14 protein-coding genes are annotated in these 17502 nt (G+C 60.7%); 5 read left to right on the plus strand and 9 right to left on the minus strand.

Annotated elements, in window-relative coordinates:
• Positions 1–35 precede the first annotated feature (35 nt).
• The 6 genes from BMX17_RS11650 to BMX17_RS11675 form a co-directional block, all read right to left on the minus strand.
• Entirely contained in the window at positions 36–839 is an 804-nt protein-coding gene (locus tag BMX17_RS11650) for an enoyl-CoA hydratase/isomerase family protein (protein ID WP_092660174.1), read from the minus strand.
• Positions 840–1254: 415 nt separating this feature from the next.
• On the minus strand, positions 1255–3225 hold the full coding sequence (locus BMX17_RS11655) for a 3-hydroxyacyl-CoA dehydrogenase/enoyl-CoA hydratase family protein (RefSeq protein ID WP_092660176.1): 1971 nt from the start codon (positions 3223–3225) through the stop codon (positions 1255–1257).
• Positions 3226–3756, minus strand: a complete 531-nt coding sequence (locus tag BMX17_RS11660; protein WP_092660178.1) for an AMP-binding enzyme — start codon at positions 3754–3756, stop codon at positions 3226–3228.
• A 110-nt stretch (positions 3757–3866) separates the two neighbouring features.
• Positions 3867–4193, minus strand: coding sequence for an AtuA-related protein (locus tag BMX17_RS11665; protein ID WP_092660180.1), 327 nt, complete (start codon positions 4191–4193; stop codon positions 3867–3869).
• Position 4194: 1 nt separating this feature from the next.
• Entirely contained in the window at positions 4195–5553 is a 1359-nt protein-coding gene (locus tag BMX17_RS11670; protein ID WP_092660182.1) for an acyclic terpene utilization AtuA family protein, read from the minus strand.
• An 87-nt stretch (positions 5554–5640) separates the two neighbouring features.
• The gene (locus tag BMX17_RS11675) at positions 5641–7305 is read right to left on the minus strand and encodes an acyl-CoA carboxylase subunit beta (RefSeq protein WP_244514995.1); all 1665 of its coding nucleotides are present in this window, start codon (positions 7303–7305) and stop codon (positions 5641–5643) included.
• Positions 7306–7463: 158 nt separating this feature from the next.
• Between BMX17_RS11675 and BMX17_RS11680 the strand changes: the two genes are divergently transcribed.
• Both BMX17_RS11680 and BMX17_RS11685 read left to right on the plus strand, forming a co-directional pair.
• Positions 7464–9338 carry an acetyl/propionyl/methylcrotonyl-CoA carboxylase subunit alpha gene (locus tag BMX17_RS11680; RefSeq protein ID WP_092660184.1) on the plus strand — a complete coding sequence of 625 codons (1875 nt, stop codon included), beginning with the start codon at positions 7464–7466 and terminating at the stop codon, positions 9336–9338.
• Positions 9339–9616: 278 nt separating this feature from the next.
• On the plus strand, positions 9617–10603 hold the full coding sequence (locus BMX17_RS11685) for an LLM class flavin-dependent oxidoreductase (RefSeq protein WP_092660186.1): 987 nt from the start codon (positions 9617–9619) through the stop codon (positions 10601–10603).
• Positions 10604–10672: 69 nt separating this feature from the next.
• Here the strand turns inward: BMX17_RS11685 and BMX17_RS11690 are convergent, their stop codons facing one another.
• On the minus strand, positions 10673–12274 hold the full coding sequence (locus BMX17_RS11690; RefSeq protein ID WP_211611328.1) for a long-chain fatty acid--CoA ligase: 1602 nt from the start codon (positions 12272–12274) through the stop codon (positions 10673–10675).
• 276 nt (positions 12275–12550) lie between these two features.
• On the opposite strand from BMX17_RS11690, the gene BMX17_RS11695 reads away from it, so the two are divergent.
• Positions 12551–13471, plus strand: a complete 921-nt coding sequence (locus BMX17_RS11695; RefSeq protein ID WP_092660188.1) for an MBL fold metallo-hydrolase — start codon at positions 12551–12553, stop codon at positions 13469–13471.
• Between the two features lie 65 nt (positions 13472–13536).
• On the opposite strand, the gene BMX17_RS11700 is transcribed toward BMX17_RS11695, so the two are convergent.
• Entirely contained in the window at positions 13537–14322 is a 786-nt protein-coding gene (locus BMX17_RS11700; RefSeq protein WP_092660190.1) for an enoyl-CoA hydratase/isomerase family protein, read from the minus strand.
• Between the two features lie 340 nt (positions 14323–14662).
• Here BMX17_RS11700 and BMX17_RS11705 point away from each other — a divergent pair, with 340 nt between their 5' ends.
• Together BMX17_RS11705 and BMX17_RS27505 are read left to right on the plus strand one after the other, a co-directional pair.
• Complete coding sequence (locus BMX17_RS11705) at positions 14663–15682, plus strand: MBL fold metallo-hydrolase (protein ID WP_092660192.1); 1020 nt, start codon at positions 14663–14665, stop codon at positions 15680–15682.
• Positions 15683–16134: 452 nt separating this feature from the next.
• A complete protein-coding gene (locus tag BMX17_RS27505; protein WP_092660194.1) occupies positions 16135–16608 on the plus strand; it encodes an AMP-binding protein in 474 nt (157 codons plus the stop codon).
• On the opposite strand, the gene BMX17_RS11715 is transcribed toward BMX17_RS27505, so the two are convergent.
• Positions 16494–17502: RNA-guided endonuclease TnpB family protein (locus BMX17_RS11715; RefSeq protein ID WP_092660222.1), on the minus strand; the 1009-nt coding region annotated here is incomplete at its 5' end. The two genes, BMX17_RS27505 and BMX17_RS11715, sit on opposite strands and share 115 nt — an antisense overlap.

Raw genomic sequence — 17502 nt, forward strand, 5'->3', positions numbered from 1 at the left:
ATCAAGGGACCCTAATCAACGTTGGGTCCGATACATCATTCGTCCGGACGGAACGACGGTTCGCTATCGTTCATGAACGCCCTCGGTCCTTCGACCGCGTCCTCATGGGCGAAGACCTCACGGCCGATTTCGGATTCGAGTCTGAAGGCGTCGTCGAGCGGCTTGCCCAGACAGCGGAGGACGGATTCTTTGGTCTTCCGGATCGCATGAGGACTGTTCTGTGCGATTTGGTCGACGATTTCCTCGGCGCGCGAGACGACCTCCCCGTCAGGAACAACCTCGTTGACCAGCCCCGCCTCCAAGGCGTGGTCGGCAGGGAAGATATCAGCTGTCAACAGGTACTCCATCGCCTTGGCGTACGGGAGTTGCCGCGGGAGGCGAACGTGCGAGCCCGAGACTGGGGAAACACCCCACCTGGCCTCGGTCAATCCGAACCGGGCGCTCTCCGCGGCGACGCGAATATCCGTCGCTTGGAGGAATTCCATCCCACCCGCGAGACAGTCACCGTTCACTGCTGCGACGATGGGCGTCGTAATCAGTGTCCTGCGGAGCTGGAGGTCATCCTCCGCAGGGTGGACGTTGGTCGTATCCTCCGTCCACCGCGGAATAGTCTCGCCTAAGTCCGCACCGGAACAGAACGCCTCGCCGTTGCCAGTCACAACAATCCCGCGTACCGCATCGCGATTGTCCGCTTCCTTGATAGCGCGCGCCCCCGCACGCATCATCGCCGGCGTGAGTGCGTTGTACGCGTCCGGTCGCGAGAAGGTCACATACGCCGTGTACCCATCGATTTCATATCGGATAGCGTCGTTCCCTGTCTCAACCTCCGTTCGTGTCATGCCTTTGCTAACCATGCATGGAATAAAAAAGGTGGCTTGGCAGGGCTATCCTGATTCACCGAGAGAATCCCGGTGTTCCCGCCGGGCGTGAATCGCCTCCGCTTCGTGCCATAGACCACCGGAGTCTGCCCGGCAGGAACCCCATCGTTTCGTATCGGCCGTGTAGACAGTTCACACACGGGTTCCGCCAATTCCCGGCGGCTGGTCGCCACGGGAGCGGGCCGCCAACCACCCATGGTGACGGTACTCCGCGAGCCCGGTCAAAAGGTGTGACCGGAGCCGGCACAGGTATCGCGAGGCACGACCGCCAGGGAGAGAGGCGGTGAGTTCGGGTGTGTCCTGCACCGTTTCGGACATTCGACACCAAATCTTGTGAAAAGATACTACTATTTGGCTGCAGGGACTGCGAGCCCGATCAGCGCTCCCACGGTGGCGATTCTTTGTCAAGGAACGCCTGGAGCCCCTCTTTCGCTTCAGCCGACTGCGTGCGTGCTACCAGCGTCTCCAGTGCGTCGTCGACCCACTCGTCGAGGAGTTCGTCCTCCATGTCGACCCAGAGGTCGACGATCGCTTCGATGGATCCCGGACTCGACCCAGTCGTCGCCCGAGCCAATTCTCGCGTGACGTCCTCGACCTGCGAGCTATCCACGGCGTAGTTGACGAGTCCCATCTCTTGGGCGCGACTCGCGGACACCTGATCGCTCGTGAGTGCCAACTCCATGATGTCCTTCTTCCCGAGACTCGTCCGCCCGTACGTGAGCCCTATCGGCGGGAGCGCGCCGATCCGCGCTTCCGGCAACGCGAAGTCGCTGTCCGTGGCCGCAATCGCGAGGTCGCATAACAACACCAGTTCGCAGCCCCCACCGTTGGCAACGCCGTCGACGGCAGCGATCAACGGCTGCGGGTGTTCACGGATCGTCTCGATGGCTGGTTTCATAACCGTCTCGACCATCGCGGACGCGTCGTCGGTCGAATCCCAGCTCAGAATCTCGGCGATATCGTCGCCCGCACAGAACGCCCGGCCGGCACCCCGAAGCACCGTGGCTCGCACGTCGTCGTCAGACGCCGCCAGTTCCAGTGCGTCGTTCAATCCCGTCCACGTCCGTTCGTCCAACGCGTTCAAGCTGTCCGGACGGTTCAGCGTGATCCACGCGGTGTATTCCCGACGCTCGTAGATGACGGTATCAAACGTCTTGCGTTCGTACTCGTACTCGTAGAATCCGCTCCCAGAGGCGAGTCCAACCTCGTCGTTCTCGACCATTTCGCGGAGGGACGGGTGAGGTTCGTACTCCTCCCAGCCCGTCCGCTCGTGGAGCTCCTCGAGCGTCTCGACGAGCCTATCGATACCGTACTCGTCAGCGAACGTCAGGAGGCCTCGTGGCCAGTTCATTCCGATCTGGACAGCCGTGTCGATCTCGGATTTGGTCGTGACGTCGTTATCGAGCAGCCACGCGGCCTCGTTGACTGCCGGCGCGATCACTTCCTTGGGGTCGAAGTCGTACTGCGGTTCACTTGGGATGTCGACCCGGGAATACTCGCCGGCCTCGGGGTACTCGTAGAACCCCTCGCCCGTCTTCATGCCGTATCGGTCCGCTTCCACCGTCTCGGTGAGGAGGTCGGGGATGTGCAGGGCCACGCCGCGCTCCCGCATCGACCGCGCCGCCATCTCGAAGACGTCGATGCCGGCGAAGTCGAGTACCTCGAACGGTCCCATCGGGAAGCCGAGTCTACGAATCGCGGCATCGATCGTTTCCGTGTCGTGGATGCCTGCGTCGACCTGGCGGATCGCCTCGGTCCAGAACCGCATGTTGATCCGGTTGATGAGGAAGCCCGGGACATCCTTCTCGACGAGGACGGGCGTTTTTCCGATGTCTTCGCCGACCGCCTGCGCCGTCTCGAACACCGCGTCCGACGTCTCCTCTCCACGGATGATTTCGAGAATCGGCATCATCTGTACAGGACTCGAGAAGTGCATCCCGACGACTCGTTCGGGCCGCTCTGTCGCTTCGGCGATTTCCGTAATCGGGAGCGTGCTGGTGTTCGTTGCGAGGATCGCGTCGGCCGGCGCCAGCTCGTCGGCGGTACCGAACACGTCCACCTTCAGGTCAATGTTTTCCGGGACGGCCTCGACGACGAGATCCGCACTGGCGAACGCGACCTCGTCGTCCGTCGTGGTTTCGAGTCGCTCCAGAACCGTGTCTGGCTCGTACTCGTCGAGTTTCCTGAGACTTCCCTCGATCTTCTCGAGTGCCGTCGACAGAATCTCCTCGTCGACGTCGTTGAGGACGACATCGTACCCAGCCTGGGCGAACATCTGGGCGATACCGTGACCCATCGTTCCCGCCCCCACGACCGCAACACGGTCGATTGGTGTGTCGGGAGCCATTCAGACCTCACCTCCATCGGTGTCCGCGTCGGTGATTTCCGGAATATCCTCACAGAGTTCCGTCTTCCGGATCTTTCCGACGAAGTTTCGCGGCATCGTCTCGACGATTTCGATGTGTTCGGGGTGTTTGGAGTTGGCCAGGTCGGCCTCCAAAGCGTCGGTGATGTCCTCGAGAGAGAGGTCACATCCTTCGACAGGAACGGCTATCAGGCAGATGCGTTCGCCGAGGTCCTCGTTCGGCATCCCGACGATGGCCGCGTCGGCGACGTCTGGATGCTCGAGAACGACGTTCTCGACCTCCGTCGCCGATATCGTGTACCCACCGCGGATAATCACGTCCTTCTTTTGGAGGAAGAAACTGACGAACCTGTCGTCTTCGCTCCGGGAGAAGTCGCCAGTGGAGAAGTAGCCCTCGTCGTCGAACCGGTCATCGGTGAGATCTGGTTGGCGGAAGTACTCGGCGATGCGAATCGTGCCGTCGACGACGAGTGATGCAGACTCGTCGTACTTGGGATGTATTTGCGTGCCCATACCATGTTGGGTTCCCACGCCAAATTAAATATTCGGGGTCGCTGCGGACGGCGGTTCCGATGTGACAACGGTGCGGAAGCGGGTCCTACGACTGGCCAACCGGACGGGTGTCAGTCGTCGGTGTCGATACTGACGTCCAGTTCCATCCGGAGGATGGCGCCGCTGTAGGTCTTTCCCTGATTGTCGAGGTACAACGATCCCACGCCACCACCTCCAAGCGCTTCGTGGAGAACGAAATTGAATGCATGGATGTTTTGCATCGGGTATCGTTCGACCTCGCCTTCACACAAGTCCCCGAAGTGATCCTTGACCCGCGCTGCCGTGACGTGTTCCTCGATGATCGGATAATATTCCGGCTCCTTGGCGATTACGCCGATGTTGGCGATGTTGCCTTTGTCACCCGAGCGTGCATGTGCGATCTCGCGTAATTCGAGCATGTCAGTTCACCCCCGTCGACTCGACAGTGAGTGTTGGTTCGACGGCGTCGCGAGGAATGGTACAGGGCCAAAACGAGAGGACGGGCTCGGGGTCCGGTCTCCCCGACACGAGCGGCGTGACGTTCGGCGGCCCTGCGATCGCGATCGGAATCGCAGTTTTCCCGAACGAATCGATCGCCTCCTTCCCATCGGCTTTTACGGCGATTCGGAGGACGATCTCGTTTGGATCCTCCGGACGGGGGCTGATTCCGTCATGACAACCGTTGTATCCGACGTACTCCGTCCGGATTTCGCTGAGGGCCACATCCGCACGGTCGAGTCGCCCGCGAATCACGTCGTCGGCTCGCTCTGCCTTGTTCAGTGCATCTGGCCACGAGTAGGTAAGCAGCAGTTGCGCTTTGTATCCGTCGCGATAGAGCGCACTCACTTTAAGCGATTCCGGCGGTGCCGTTCCCTCACATCCAGTTACCCGGACGCGGTTCTCGCCGACCTGGTTGAGCTGTGGCGTCGTGAAGTCGGCCGTGACGTCGGGCGTGTGATAGGCGTTCGGATCCTTGATCTCGTACACGAGTTGTTCTTTAACAGTCGCTTCGTTCACGAGTCCCCCCGTCCCGTCGGGCTTGGTCACGACGAATTCGCCGTCCGCGTCCATCTCGACGATCGGGTACCCCATCTCCATGAAATCGACATCCTCCCAGTCATCGAGGAAGACACCGCCAGTCACCTGCGCACCGCACTCGAGGAGGTGCCCAGCGACCAACCCGCTCGCCAGATTGTCGTACTGATCGGGGTCCCATCCGAATTCGTGAATCATCGGTCCCATTGCCAGGGCGGCGTCGATACACCGTCCTGTCACGACGATATCTGCCCCCTCGTCGAGTGCCTCCGCAATTGGAAACGACCCGAGGTAAGCGTTGGCAGCAACGAGATCGTCTGCGACCGTCTCGAACGACCGTCCGGAATCCATGTTGTCGAATTCGATACCCTGTTCGCGGAGGCCCGGGATGCGTTCGAGGATTTCGTCGCCGGCCACGGCCGCCACAGATACGTCGGCGTCAGCGTTCGCTGCGACCTCCATTACGGCATCCTTACACGACTCCGGGTTGACGCCGCCCGCGTTCGCCAGTAGCGTCACGTCCTGGTCCACGAGGTCCTCGAGTAACTTTTCGACCAGTGCTGGAAAGTCCCGAGCGTATCCCAGGGTCTCGTCCCGTTCCTGCTGGCGTTTGAGGATGGCCATCGTGATCTCCGCGAGGTAGTCCATCGCGAGATAGTCGAGATCGGCCGCCGACTCGAGCATCCGCGATGGTGCTGCCTGATCGTCGCCCCAGTAGCCGGAAGGGTATCCGATGCGTATCATGCTGCTAACCGTGTTGGGATGTGACGGCTTAAAGACTCTGGGGGGGTGTCGACAGCGGAGACGAACCCGACAGTGGACGGTGGCTGTTCAGAACAGCATCGCGCCGTGTTTTCGGTCCGGGCGATGCTTCTCCTTTCCATCGTACATCTCGAATCGATTGGCGATTTCTGCGCGGAGGTCTCGTGGCGGGACGAGTTCGTCGACGACCATCTCAGAGGCGAGTTTGTGGATGTCGATGTCCTCGCGGTACTCTTCTCGCAGTTCTTTCTCCCGTTGTGCTCGCTGCTCCGGGTCGTCGATGTCAGCTAACTTGTTCGCGTAAACCGCGTTGACCGCTGCCTTCGGCCCCATCACGGCGATTTCGCTGCTCGGGAGCGCGAGTGTCGAATCAGTGTCGAATGCCGGACTCGCCATCGCGTAGGTCGCCGCACCGTACCCTTTCCGCACGAACACCGAGACCTTCGGCACCGTGGCACAGGACGTGGCATACACCAGTTTCCGTCCCTTCTGGAGGATCCCCTCCCGCTCGATCTGCTCTCCAACCATATATCCGGGCGAGTCACAGAGATACAGCAACGGGATATTGTAGGCGTCACACTGCCAGATGAATCCAGCGCCTTTCAGGCTGGAGTCAGGATAGATGGCGCCAGACTTAACCTCTGGCTGGTTCGCTATCACGCCAATCGGCCTTCCGTCGATGCGGGCGAGTCCCGTTATCATCTCTGGCGCGAACTCAGGCTTCAATTCCAAGAACGACTCCTCGTCAACGAGGTGGTCGATGAGTCGGTGGACGTCGTAGGGGGCGTTCGGTTCGTCCGGGATGATCGTGTCTACAGCTGTGGGGTCCTCGGCGGGTCTGCGGCCGCTTACTTGTGGGGGTTGCTGGCTGTAATTTTGTGGAAGGTACTCGAGGAGATCGTGGACCGTTCCTGCCGCCTCGGCCTCGTCGTCGACGACGATGTCGACGCTGCCGGTATGGCGGGCGTGCATGTCGGGACTTCCAAGGTCGTCGATCGACGTCTCCGTTCCGGTGACCATCTCGACCATCCTGGGGCTTGCGATGGCCATCGCACTGATGTCCCTGACCATGATGAGATAGTCACTGAAGACGGGCTGATAGGCAGTTCCGGCGAAATTCGGCCCATACATGATGGCAATCTGTGGAACACGGCCGGACATGATACACTGGTTGTAGAACTGTTTGCCGCCGTGATACCGATCGGCGTAGAACGTGGATTGAACGTCGATCCTGCCCCCGCTCGAGTCGATAAGATAGACGATTGGCGCCTTCGCCTCGATTGCATGTTCTTGCATCCGGACGAGCTTCTCGATCGATTTGTCGGCGATCGTCCCTGCCTTGACCGTGTAGTCGTTGGCGGCGAAGAACACCTTTCGGTCATTGATCACCCCCGCCCCGGTAACAATGGCGTCAGTCGCGAGGTTCTCTTCGGCTTCGTAATTGGCGAACGTTCCGTCCTCGAACAGGATCTCGTCGAACAGCCGGTCGATACGTTCCCGGACGAACAGCTTGCCTATCTGTTCGAGCTTTTCGTGTCCGCGCTCGGGGCCACCCTTGAGGATCGTCTCGATCTCTTCGAGAACCTCGCATTCGCGTTCGGTCGCGGGCTCGACGGTATCAGGTGACTGGCGCCGGGGGAGACCAATACGGTCTTTCGAGGCGACGACGCGGCCGCTCCCCTCCTCAACGAGAGAAACGTCGCTGCCGAAGTGTTTCGAGAGTGCAGTCGCCATCGCCTCCAGTTCCTGGTCGGTGGTCTCCGAGAACTCACCTTCGATGTCCATAGAGAACGCACTGAAGTCGAGCATAATAATCCATCGCCGGATTCGGATCGGACGGCACCGTTGCCGGAAGAAAAACTAAATGTGGGTGGCCAGTCTGATGACCCGTAATGTTCGAGAAAGTTCTCGTTGCCAACAGAGGGGAAATCGCGGTGCGCGTCATGGCCGCATGTCGGGAACTCGATGTGACGCCAGTGGCTATCTACAGTGAAGCCGATGAAGACGCGGGACACGTTCGGTACGCCGATGAATCCTACCGGGTCGGACCAGCACGTGCTGCGGAGTCGTATCTCGATGGAGACGCCATCATTGACGCGGCTCAGGAGGCCGACGCCGACGCAATCCATCCCGGCTACGGCTTCCTCGCCGAGAACGCTGCGTTCGCTCGACAGGTAGCAGAGACTGATGGTATCACGTGGATCGGCCCTTCGGCCGAGGCTATGACTCGGCTCGGGGAGAAGACCGAGGCCCGACAACTGATGGACGCAGCTGATGTGCCAATCGTTCCGGGAACGATTGAGCCCGTCCAGACCCCTGAAGAGGTCCGGGCGTTCGCCGACGAACACGGCTACCCGATAGCGATCAAGGCCGAAGGAGGTGGGGGCGGCCGCGGCATGAAGATCGTTCGGGGCGAAGACGAAATCGAAGCACAACTGACGAGTGCACAACGTGAAGGAGAAGCATACTTCGATAACGATTCGGTCTATCTGGAGCGATATCTTGAAACACCGCGCCACGTCGAAGTGCAGATCCTCGCCGATGACTATGAGAACGTCCGACATCTCGGGGAGCGAGACTGTTCGTTACAGCGCCGTCACCAGAAAATCATCGAGGAAGGACCAAGTCCTGCCTTGACCGACGACCTCCGAGAGCAAATCGGTGAGGCTGCCCGCCAAGGTGTCCACGAGGCGGGCTACACGAACGCGGGAACCGTCGAGTTCCTCGTCGATGAAAACCCCACTCGGGACCCCGATGACAAACTCGGTCCTGATACGGACTTCTACTTCCTCGAGGTCAACACGCGCATCCAGGTCGAACACACTGTCACAGAGGAGTTGACGGGCATCGACATCGTGAAATGGCAGCTCAAAGTCGCCGCCGGCGAGGAGCTGACCTTCGCTCAAGACGAGGTCGACGTTGACGGCCACGCGATGGAGTTCCGAATCAATGCCGAAGACATCGCCGCCGACTTCGACCCGGCTACAGGGACCATCACGCAGTACGATCCCCCGGGTCGAATTGGCGTGCGTGTCGACGATTCCATCCGTGAGGGCGACGAAATCAGCGGCGAATACGACTCGATGATCGGAAAGCTCATCGTCCGTGCATCGGATCGCAGGGAGTGCATCCAGCGGTCTCGACGCGCACTTGCCGAATTTGACCTCGCTGGTATCCCCACTACCATTCCCTTCCACAGGCTCATGCTCAGCGACGATCCGTTCGTTGACGGCATGCACACGACGACCTACCTCGACGAGGAACTCGACGGCGAACGGCTCGAGCGTGCAGTTGAACGGTGGGGGCAGGACACGACCGAGACCGACGACCCGGCACGGACGCTGACAGTTACGGTCGGCGGCAAACAGTTCGACGTCAGAATCGCCGGGGGCACTCGCACCCAGGCGGGGGCATCGGTAACGGTCGACCGGACCGGCGGATCGACGGGGCGTGACGCGACGTCTCGTGATGGAGCAGCCGACGAGAGCCCGGACAACGAAAGCTCCTCGTCCTCGTCGGCGGGAGCCGGGGCGATCGACAGCGACGATGAGAACGTTATCACGGCCGGGATGGATGGAACTGTCCTCTCGGTTGATGTCGAGGAGGGTGATACGATTACCGCCGGTGAGCGTGTGTGCGTTCTCGAGTCGATGAAAATGGAAAACGACGTGGTCGCCTCACGAGCCGGCGACATCGCGGAGGTGGTTGTCGAGGAAGGTGATAGCGTTGTCACAGGTGATGCAATCGTTCGCCTTTCGGCGGAGTGAACGTATTCCGGAGGGGACCACTCCCGTCATGGGACGTGGCGTTCCTAGCGGAGTAACTGGTCGCTCACGGGGGTTACAGATTGCTCCCAAACCGGTAGTGTCGGAAACGCGTGCTGGGAGGACTCTGGGGGCCCGTTCTATAATTGTCGGGCGCGGACGAGCTCCCTCCACCGACGGTGAGTCGGGGATTCGAGCGATGTGTGACCAAACAAGGGAATCCCCGTGAAGTCTTGTGCGTTAACCAAATTGCTTTGTACGTCTGTCGTAATAGCCAGACAATGCCACAGGTTGGACTCGTCATTCCCGACGAACTGGCAGGCTTCAGCATCGACGAGATGATAGCGTTTGCCCGACACGCCGAGCGACGGGGGTATCACTCGGTGTGGAAAGGCGAAACGTCCGGGACGAACTCGATTGCAGTCCTCAGCGCGATTGCGCGCGAGACGGAGGCCATCCGACTCGGAACGGGAATCGCGAACGTCTTCTCCAGATCACCGAGTCTCCTGGGGATGAGCGGCGTTACGCTCGATGCGATATCCGACGGGCGGGCGATACTCGGGGTCGGCGTGAGTTCCCCACCGATCGTCACGGAGTGGCATGGCCTCGAGTTCGAGCAGCCGTTGCGACGAGCACGCGAAGCGATCGAGATTATCCGGCAAGTCGTCGACGGCGACACGGTCGAGTACCATGGCGACGTGTTCGATGTCGGGCCGTATTCGGTCGGGTTTGACGCCCGATCGGACACGCTCCCGGTTTTCAACGCGGCAATGGGGGAACAGAACCGCCGCCTCACTGGTGAGTTCGCCGACGGGTGGATGCCGGTTTTCACTCCGTTTTCGAAACTTGAACAGTACGCCGACGCACTCACGTCGACTGCCGAGGATGCTGGACGGCCCGCCCCAACGATAGCGCCGTGGATCCCCGCAGCGGTCGCAGACGAACCTGCGGTCGCCAAACAGCGCGTCAAAGACCTGCTCGCACAGGAGATGGCGATGGGGTACAATCGCCTCCTACATGACCACGGGTTCGGAGAGCCCGCCAACGAAGCCCACGAGCGATGGCGCTCCGGCGACCGGGAGGCGGCTGCTGACGCCATCACAGACGAACTCGTCGATGAGTTCGCCGTCTATGGAACCCCTGAGACCTGCCGGGAACGCCTCGCTCCATACTACGAAGCCGGTGCAGATCTTCCTATTCTGTGGCCCCCGTTTACAGCCAGTCGAGACGCCGTCGAGGACCTGATCGACGCGTTCGCCCCTCAGTGAGTTGCGCGTTCGACAAACCGCGACCGTCGCCACCGTTCGAGCGCCACTAGGGCCCGACCCTCATTGTCTCTACTCGTCCTCCGTGGCTTCCAGTACGACGTCGTCGAACCGCTCTCGCAGTACTTTCTTGTCGAACTTCCCCGTGCTGGTTTGGGGAATTTGGTCCAGGAACATGTATTCGTCCGGGAGCCACCAGTCCGGGAACGATTCGGCGAGGTGGGCCTCCAGTTCCGCCGGCGTCGCGTCCGCTCCCTCCCGGAGGACGACACACGCCATCGGCCGCTCCTGCCACTTCTCGTGGTCGACGGCGATGACCGTCGCTTCGCTCACGGCTTCGTGGGCCATCAGGGCGTTCTCGAGGTCGACGGACGAGATCCACTCGCCGCCGGACTTGATGACGTCCTTGTCACGGTCGACGAGGTCGATGTACCCCAAGTCGTCCATCGTCGCGATATCGCCCGTCTTGAACCAGCCGTCGTCGGTGAACGATTCCGCGTTCGCTTCCGGTCGGTTGTGATAGCTGTCTGTGACCCACGGACCGCGCACCTCGAGTTCGCCGAACGTCTCCCCGTCGCGAGGGACTTCGTTACCGTCCTCGTCGCGAATGCGGGTCTGGATGCCAGGAACGGGGATCCCGGCCTTCGCGCGGTAGGCGTACTGTTCGTCGGGATCAGCCTCCGCCAGTTCGCGGCGGAGAATCGAAAGCGATCCGAGCGGCGACATCTCGGTCATTCCCCAGCCCTGGAGGATCGGTGCGTCGTACTCCTCGTCGTACTTCCGGATGAGCGACTCCGGAGGCGCGGATCCGCCCACGGTGAGGCGGTCGATGCTCGAGATGTCGACCTCGGGGTTCTCCTCGAGGAACTCTGCCATCCCCAGCCAGATCGTCGGGACGGCCGCCGACATCGTCACGTCCTCGTCGTCGATGAGTCGCGCGAGCGGCTCGGGATCCGTGTGGACGCCCGGGAGAACCTGCGTCGCGCCGAACAGGGTCGCTGCGTACGGGACGCCCCAGCCGTTGGCGTGGAACATCGGGACGACCGGCATCACGACGTCGGACTCGCTGATGCCGTTACCATCGGCGAGCCCGGAGGCCATCGAGTGAAGATACACGCCGCGGTGAGAATACTCGACGCCCTTGGGTTTGCCCGTCGTCCCCGACGTGTAACACATTCCACACTCCTCGTCTTCGTCGAGGGCGGGCCAGTCGTACTCCGTGGGCTGGTCAGCCAGCAGGTCCTCGTAGGCGACGACCGGCTCGAGTGGCGTTCCCTCCGGTACCTCATCGGAAAGGACGACGTACTGTTCGACCGACTCGAACTCGTCGGCGTTCTGTGCGACCTTCTCGACGAACGGCGGGTCGAGGAAGACGACGCTGTCCGCCGCGTCGTTGATGATATACTGGAAGTGGTCGTCCGGGAGGCGCGGGTTACACATGTGAAGACTGCGCCCGCTGCAGGCCGGGCCGAAGTACAGTTCCAGGTGCCGGTAGTTGTTCATCGCCACCGAGGCGATCCGGTCGCCCCGTTCGAGGCCGAGGTCGTCCAGCGCGTGCGCCAACTGACACATACGGTCGTAGGCGTCGGCGTACGTATACCGGTGCAGTGACCCGTCGAGCGTTTTCGTCACGATCTCGCGCTGGGGGTACAGCGAGACCGCCCGGTCTACGATTGTATCCTAGGTCAGCTGTGTCTCCATCATGGTGATTGTTAACAACAAAACGTTAATCACATATAGTTTTTCCTGTAACGAGGGTTCGTCCCATTCGAGCTTCGGCGGTGGGGCCGAACCGGCTGGGTACCACCTTAATATCGAGGCGAACGTGAATGCCCCACAGAGTACGTCTGCGAACACCACAGAAACTGGTCACGCTCGTCGGTTGTCCCGTCTCTGTACGTCACAGGCTGGCCGAGTGATTGATATGGGCCGGGAGTGTCACCAATTACGATGGAGTACGAGCGATTCGAGTTCCAACAGCCGGCCGCGGGTACAGTGAACGCCGTTCGGATTGGAGACACGCTCATCGACACAGGCCACATGTCCCAGCGTGCATCGGTCGAACAGGCTATTCGCGAGGGCGACCTCACCGGTATCGAGCGCGTCGTCCTCACCCATCCGCACGTCGACCACTTCGGCGGCTCCGTCACCGTTCCGGAACTGGCCGACCTTCCGCACGTCGTGTACGATGGAACGCCGGCCATCCTAAACGATGTCGAGTCGTACCTCCGAGAGGCCCGGCAAGATATGCAGCGACTCTCTGCGGGACTTCCCGATTCTCTACTGCAGCAGCAGAAGGCATTCTACGACGTATTCTTCCCGCTGGAGGAGCCGTATTCCGACGTGACCATCGAGCGCACCGTCTCCGACGGTGACACCGTCCGTCTGGGTGATTACGAGTGTGAAGTGGTCCATACACCAGGACACTCGGTCCAGCACATGTCGTTGTATCACCGCGAATCAGGGACGTTGTTCTCGGGCGATATAATCTCCGAGAATGGTCATTTCATGTACGCACCGCTATACTGGGACGTCGGCGCGTACAAAAAGTCGCTCTCGCGACTGCAGACGTTGGACCTCAACCGCCTCGTGCCGGGCCACGGCCCTGAACTGTCTGCCCCCACCGAACGCATCGCCGACTGTATCCAGAAAGACCGGCAAACGGAACGGAAACTCCGCGACGGCGTACGCGCCCGTGGTGAGACGACCGCCCGTGAATTGGCCGAAGAAACGCTCAACGCTGGCGAGACGACACTACCGTTCCTGACACTGGTCGCGGCAGCCTACCTCCACTACCTCGACACAGAGGGCGTGTGTACCGTCGATGTCGATGCCGACGGAGTGCATGCCTCGGTGTGCGACCAAGGGTGAGACACCGACCGAGCGACTCGTTCGGCTAACCCACTAGCTTGCGTCTATATAGTTCTCGATGCATTCTACACCCCTTTCCACTCCGGATCTCGGTCCTCGAGGAACGCCTCGGCACCTTCCTTGAGGTCGTGGCTCTTGTAGAAGAGGACCCGATATGCGTTCAACGTCTCGATAGCCCGCTCGGCAGGCATGTCAGTGGTTTCATTGAACGCGTGGAGGCCCAGGGTGAGCGCGAGCGGGCTCCGGCCAGCGAGTTCGCGTGCTGTCTCACGGGCCCGATCGAGGACGGTCCCGTCGGCGACCGTTTCCGTGACGAGACCGATGTCCTCGGCCTCGTCCGCCTCGATTCGCCTGCCGGTGAGCGCCAGTTCGAGCGTTTTCTGATCGCCCAGCGCCGTTCTGAGTGCCGGAAGGATGACCATCGGGAACAACCCGAGCGTGATTTCAGTCGTGCCGAACTGTGCGCGTTCGGATGCATATGCCAGGTCGCAGGCAGCGACGAGGCCACACCCGCCGCCAAATGCGCTGCCGGTAATGGCTCCGACGATGGGCTTTTCGTACCTCGCCAACAGCTGGAACAGTTCCGCCGAAGCCCGACCCTCTTCGAACAACTCGGTTGCCCGTTTGTCCATCTGGTCGCGGAACTCCTCGATATCACCACCTGCACTGAACGACTCACCAGCCCCCGTCAGCACGACGACGGTCGTGTCGTTGTCATCGTGCGCTCGCTCGAGGGCTGCAGTGAGTTCCAGGGCGGCGGCGTTACTCAACGGATTGTGCTTCTCAGGCTGATCGAGTGTTATTTCGGCGACCCCAGCATCGCGTTCGTACGTCAGTGTCTCGTATGACATACTCCCCAAAGGACAAGTAACAACCTTTAATTTTTGCACGCGAAGACCCCGCCCTAACGGGGAAACACAGAACACGAAGCCCCCAAGAAGCAAACCGAGCAAGCGGTGAGCGAGAAGGGCAGCTCCCAGGTTACCGTAACAAAGCGGCCTCCAGTTAGAGTTTTATCTTGAGTCACTCACAGCGACGTCGGCACGATCGATGAACGCGTGAAACTGGACACCAGTGTGGTCCGATAACTGGCGAAAGTCGCAGGTCCGGCGACCTGCTCCCAGCCCTGTTCGTCTCGCCTCGGCCTCGCATGGTAACGTTCACATTACCCAAGCAATACCCTCATAGCAAATGGAGCGAATTTCCTTAGAGAACGACGAACTCGAAGGCGCCAACAACGTCTATTTGTTCGATACTGCTACTGAGACAGTGCTTATCGATACGGGAGAACAGTCTCGGGAGTCGGCCCTCCGGGCTGCCCTCGAGAACCACGAGGTAACGGTCGCCGACATCGACGAAATATTCCTTACGCATTGGCATCCCGATCACTCGGGCCTCGCGGGAGTACTCCAGGAGACGAGCGGGGCCACGGTACGTATCCACGAGTGTGATGCACCGTTGGCTAGGGCCGACGAGGAAGTATGGGAGTCGTACACGAGTACGCAACAGTCGCGTCTCGAATCGTGGGGTGTACCAGCAGCGAAACGCCAACAGCTGTTTGCACATCGGGAACGAGCGGAAGTCGCCGAGTACCCCTCGGTTTCGTCGGTGACGACGTTCGGAGACGGTGAGACATTCACTATTGGCGATCAGATTCTCGAAGTTCGCCATACACCGGGCCACACTGCAGGGTCCGTCTGTTTTGCGCTCGGGAGAAGCACGACCGACGCCACGGGACGACGGGAAATCATCACGGGAGACACGCTCTTACCGAACTACACACCAAATATCGGCGGGACGGACGCCCGGTTGGACCAACCGCTCGACCAGTACCTCTCGTCCCTCCGTTACCTCGAGGCGGCCGAATACGACTGCGGGTGGCCAGGACACCGGACACCGATCGCAAATCCGTCGAATCGTGCTCGCCAGATCATCGCACACCACGAACAGCGTGCGGGTCGAATCCTGTCGATTCTGGACCGTATCGGGCCTGCAGACGTCTGGACAGTCTGCACTGAACTCTTCGGCGGACTTGACGGGTTCCACATCCTCGTCGGCGCAGGCGAGGCGTACGCCCACCTCGAACACCTCCAGCAACAGGGAGATGTCGAAAGCGTCGATGGCACATACCGTGCCGTGGACGAGGTTCTGGCAGCGCTCGACAGCGACAGCGACACGTGGCCACTCGCGATTGGAGACCGGAGTGTGTGAACCACCCATCCGTTTGGCCGGCCGTGCAAGGGTGACAGGACTCAGCTCGTGCGGCAGTCGAACCGATGCGTTAGAGATTCTAGCCGGCAACATCTCGCCTGGTCGATCAGGCCTCACTGTATTGCTGTTTCTGGAGGACATCCGCGAACGATGTCGCAGTCGCCCGCTGGTGCGAGGGGACCGCGGGCCGTGGTCCGACCGGCTGCTCGAACATCTCGACTGCAAGTACGAGCGAAAACCGTGGGAAAATCGAAAGCACATCGAGCGTAATCCGGTCTATTCAGATACCGAACCAGGTGCTTCTGACAACGATCCCCCATCGAAGTACCGCCAGTTCAACCAGATTGTGCTCAGCGTCTTCGCCATACTCCACAACACGTCGCTCTACCCCAGACACCGCTTCCGATACTACCGACAGAAAGAACTATGGAGATTGTTTGACAATAGCACCCATGAACTTCGCGACGGAACTAGAGCTCCAAGCTCGCAGCCAACCTGACGCCCCAGCACTGTTCTTCGAAGACCAGACGTTCACCTGGAGCGAAATCGACGATCGCGCGAGTCAATTTGTAAACGTCCTCACAGCCCACGGGCTAGGGCCTGGAGATCACATGGCAATCTACATGCCCAACGTCCCGGCGTTCATTTTCGGATTCTACGGGGCCATGAAAGCTGGTGTCGTACCTATGCCCCTCAATCTCCGGTTCGAACAAGGAGAGGTCGAGTACATGATCGTTGACCTCCTCCACGGCTTAAACGCCGTGGAATCCCCACATGGGATTTCGGGCCAGGCTACTGGCACTTCGAGGTTTCAAGACGTATGCGTTCCACTCGTCGCCAGGCGGGTTTCGCCCTCGGAGTGGCTGTCTTGTGGCCCGGTCAATGAGGCCCCATCCGTAGCCGAGTCATCGCCAGCCGTCTTCTGACCGGAATCTTGGTCGGTTTGGGGCTGGCTCTCTCCGCTACGGTAGCGGTCTGCGATGTTGAGCGCGGCATTTACGTCCGCCTGATACTCTCCGACCCAACACTCGTCGTTCGTGCATCGGAACGTCGCCTGCTGTGGCCGTGTCCCTGTCTCGCCACAGACGTGGCACTCTCTGGACGTGTTCCGGGGATTCACCGTTGCGACGGGAACCCCGACTTCTTCGGCCTTGTACTGGATTTGTGCGTGGAGTTTGGCGAACGCCCACCCGTGCAGTCGGCGGTTCATGAACGCGTCGTAGTCCAAGTTCTCGCGGATGTACCGGAGATTCTCCAGTACCAGCACGGGATAATCGACCTGTTGGGCGCGTTCAACCACCTGCCGCGAGACACGGTGGATGATGTGGTCGATGCGCTCCCAGAGACTGTCACCATACTCCTCCGCAATCCGTTCGCTCTCGCGCCGCTGGAGGCGGTGGGTGGCCGAGAAGTACGTCTTGCGGAGGTACCGTACCTGCGATGCCTCGTCGCTGTAGATATCGGGAGCGGTCGGGGTGCCGCGCTCGTCACGGTGACACACCGTAGCCAAGGCAGCATCCCCGATGTCCACCCCGACCGGCGTCCGGTCTGTAGGGTCAGACGCCGACCGCTTCTCGAGATCGCGGGTCGCGGTGACGTGCAGATACCACTTGCCGTCGCGTTCCAGTAGCCGACACTCACCCATCTCGGCGTCACCCGCGTGCAACGCTTCCAGCCACGGGCGTTGCTCGGGGTTTGCGGCGGTGGGGATCCAGAGGTGGTAGTCGTCGTGGTGCGGGATTTTGACGTACCACTCGTAGTTGTTCTGCGGTTGATGGTCGAGTTGGACGCCCTCGTTGGTGAACTTCACTGGGTGGTCG

The organism is Halorientalis persicus, assembly GCF_900110215.1.
GTDB classification, from domain to species: Archaea; Halobacteriota; Halobacteria; order Halobacteriales; family Haloarculaceae; genus Halorientalis; species Halorientalis persica.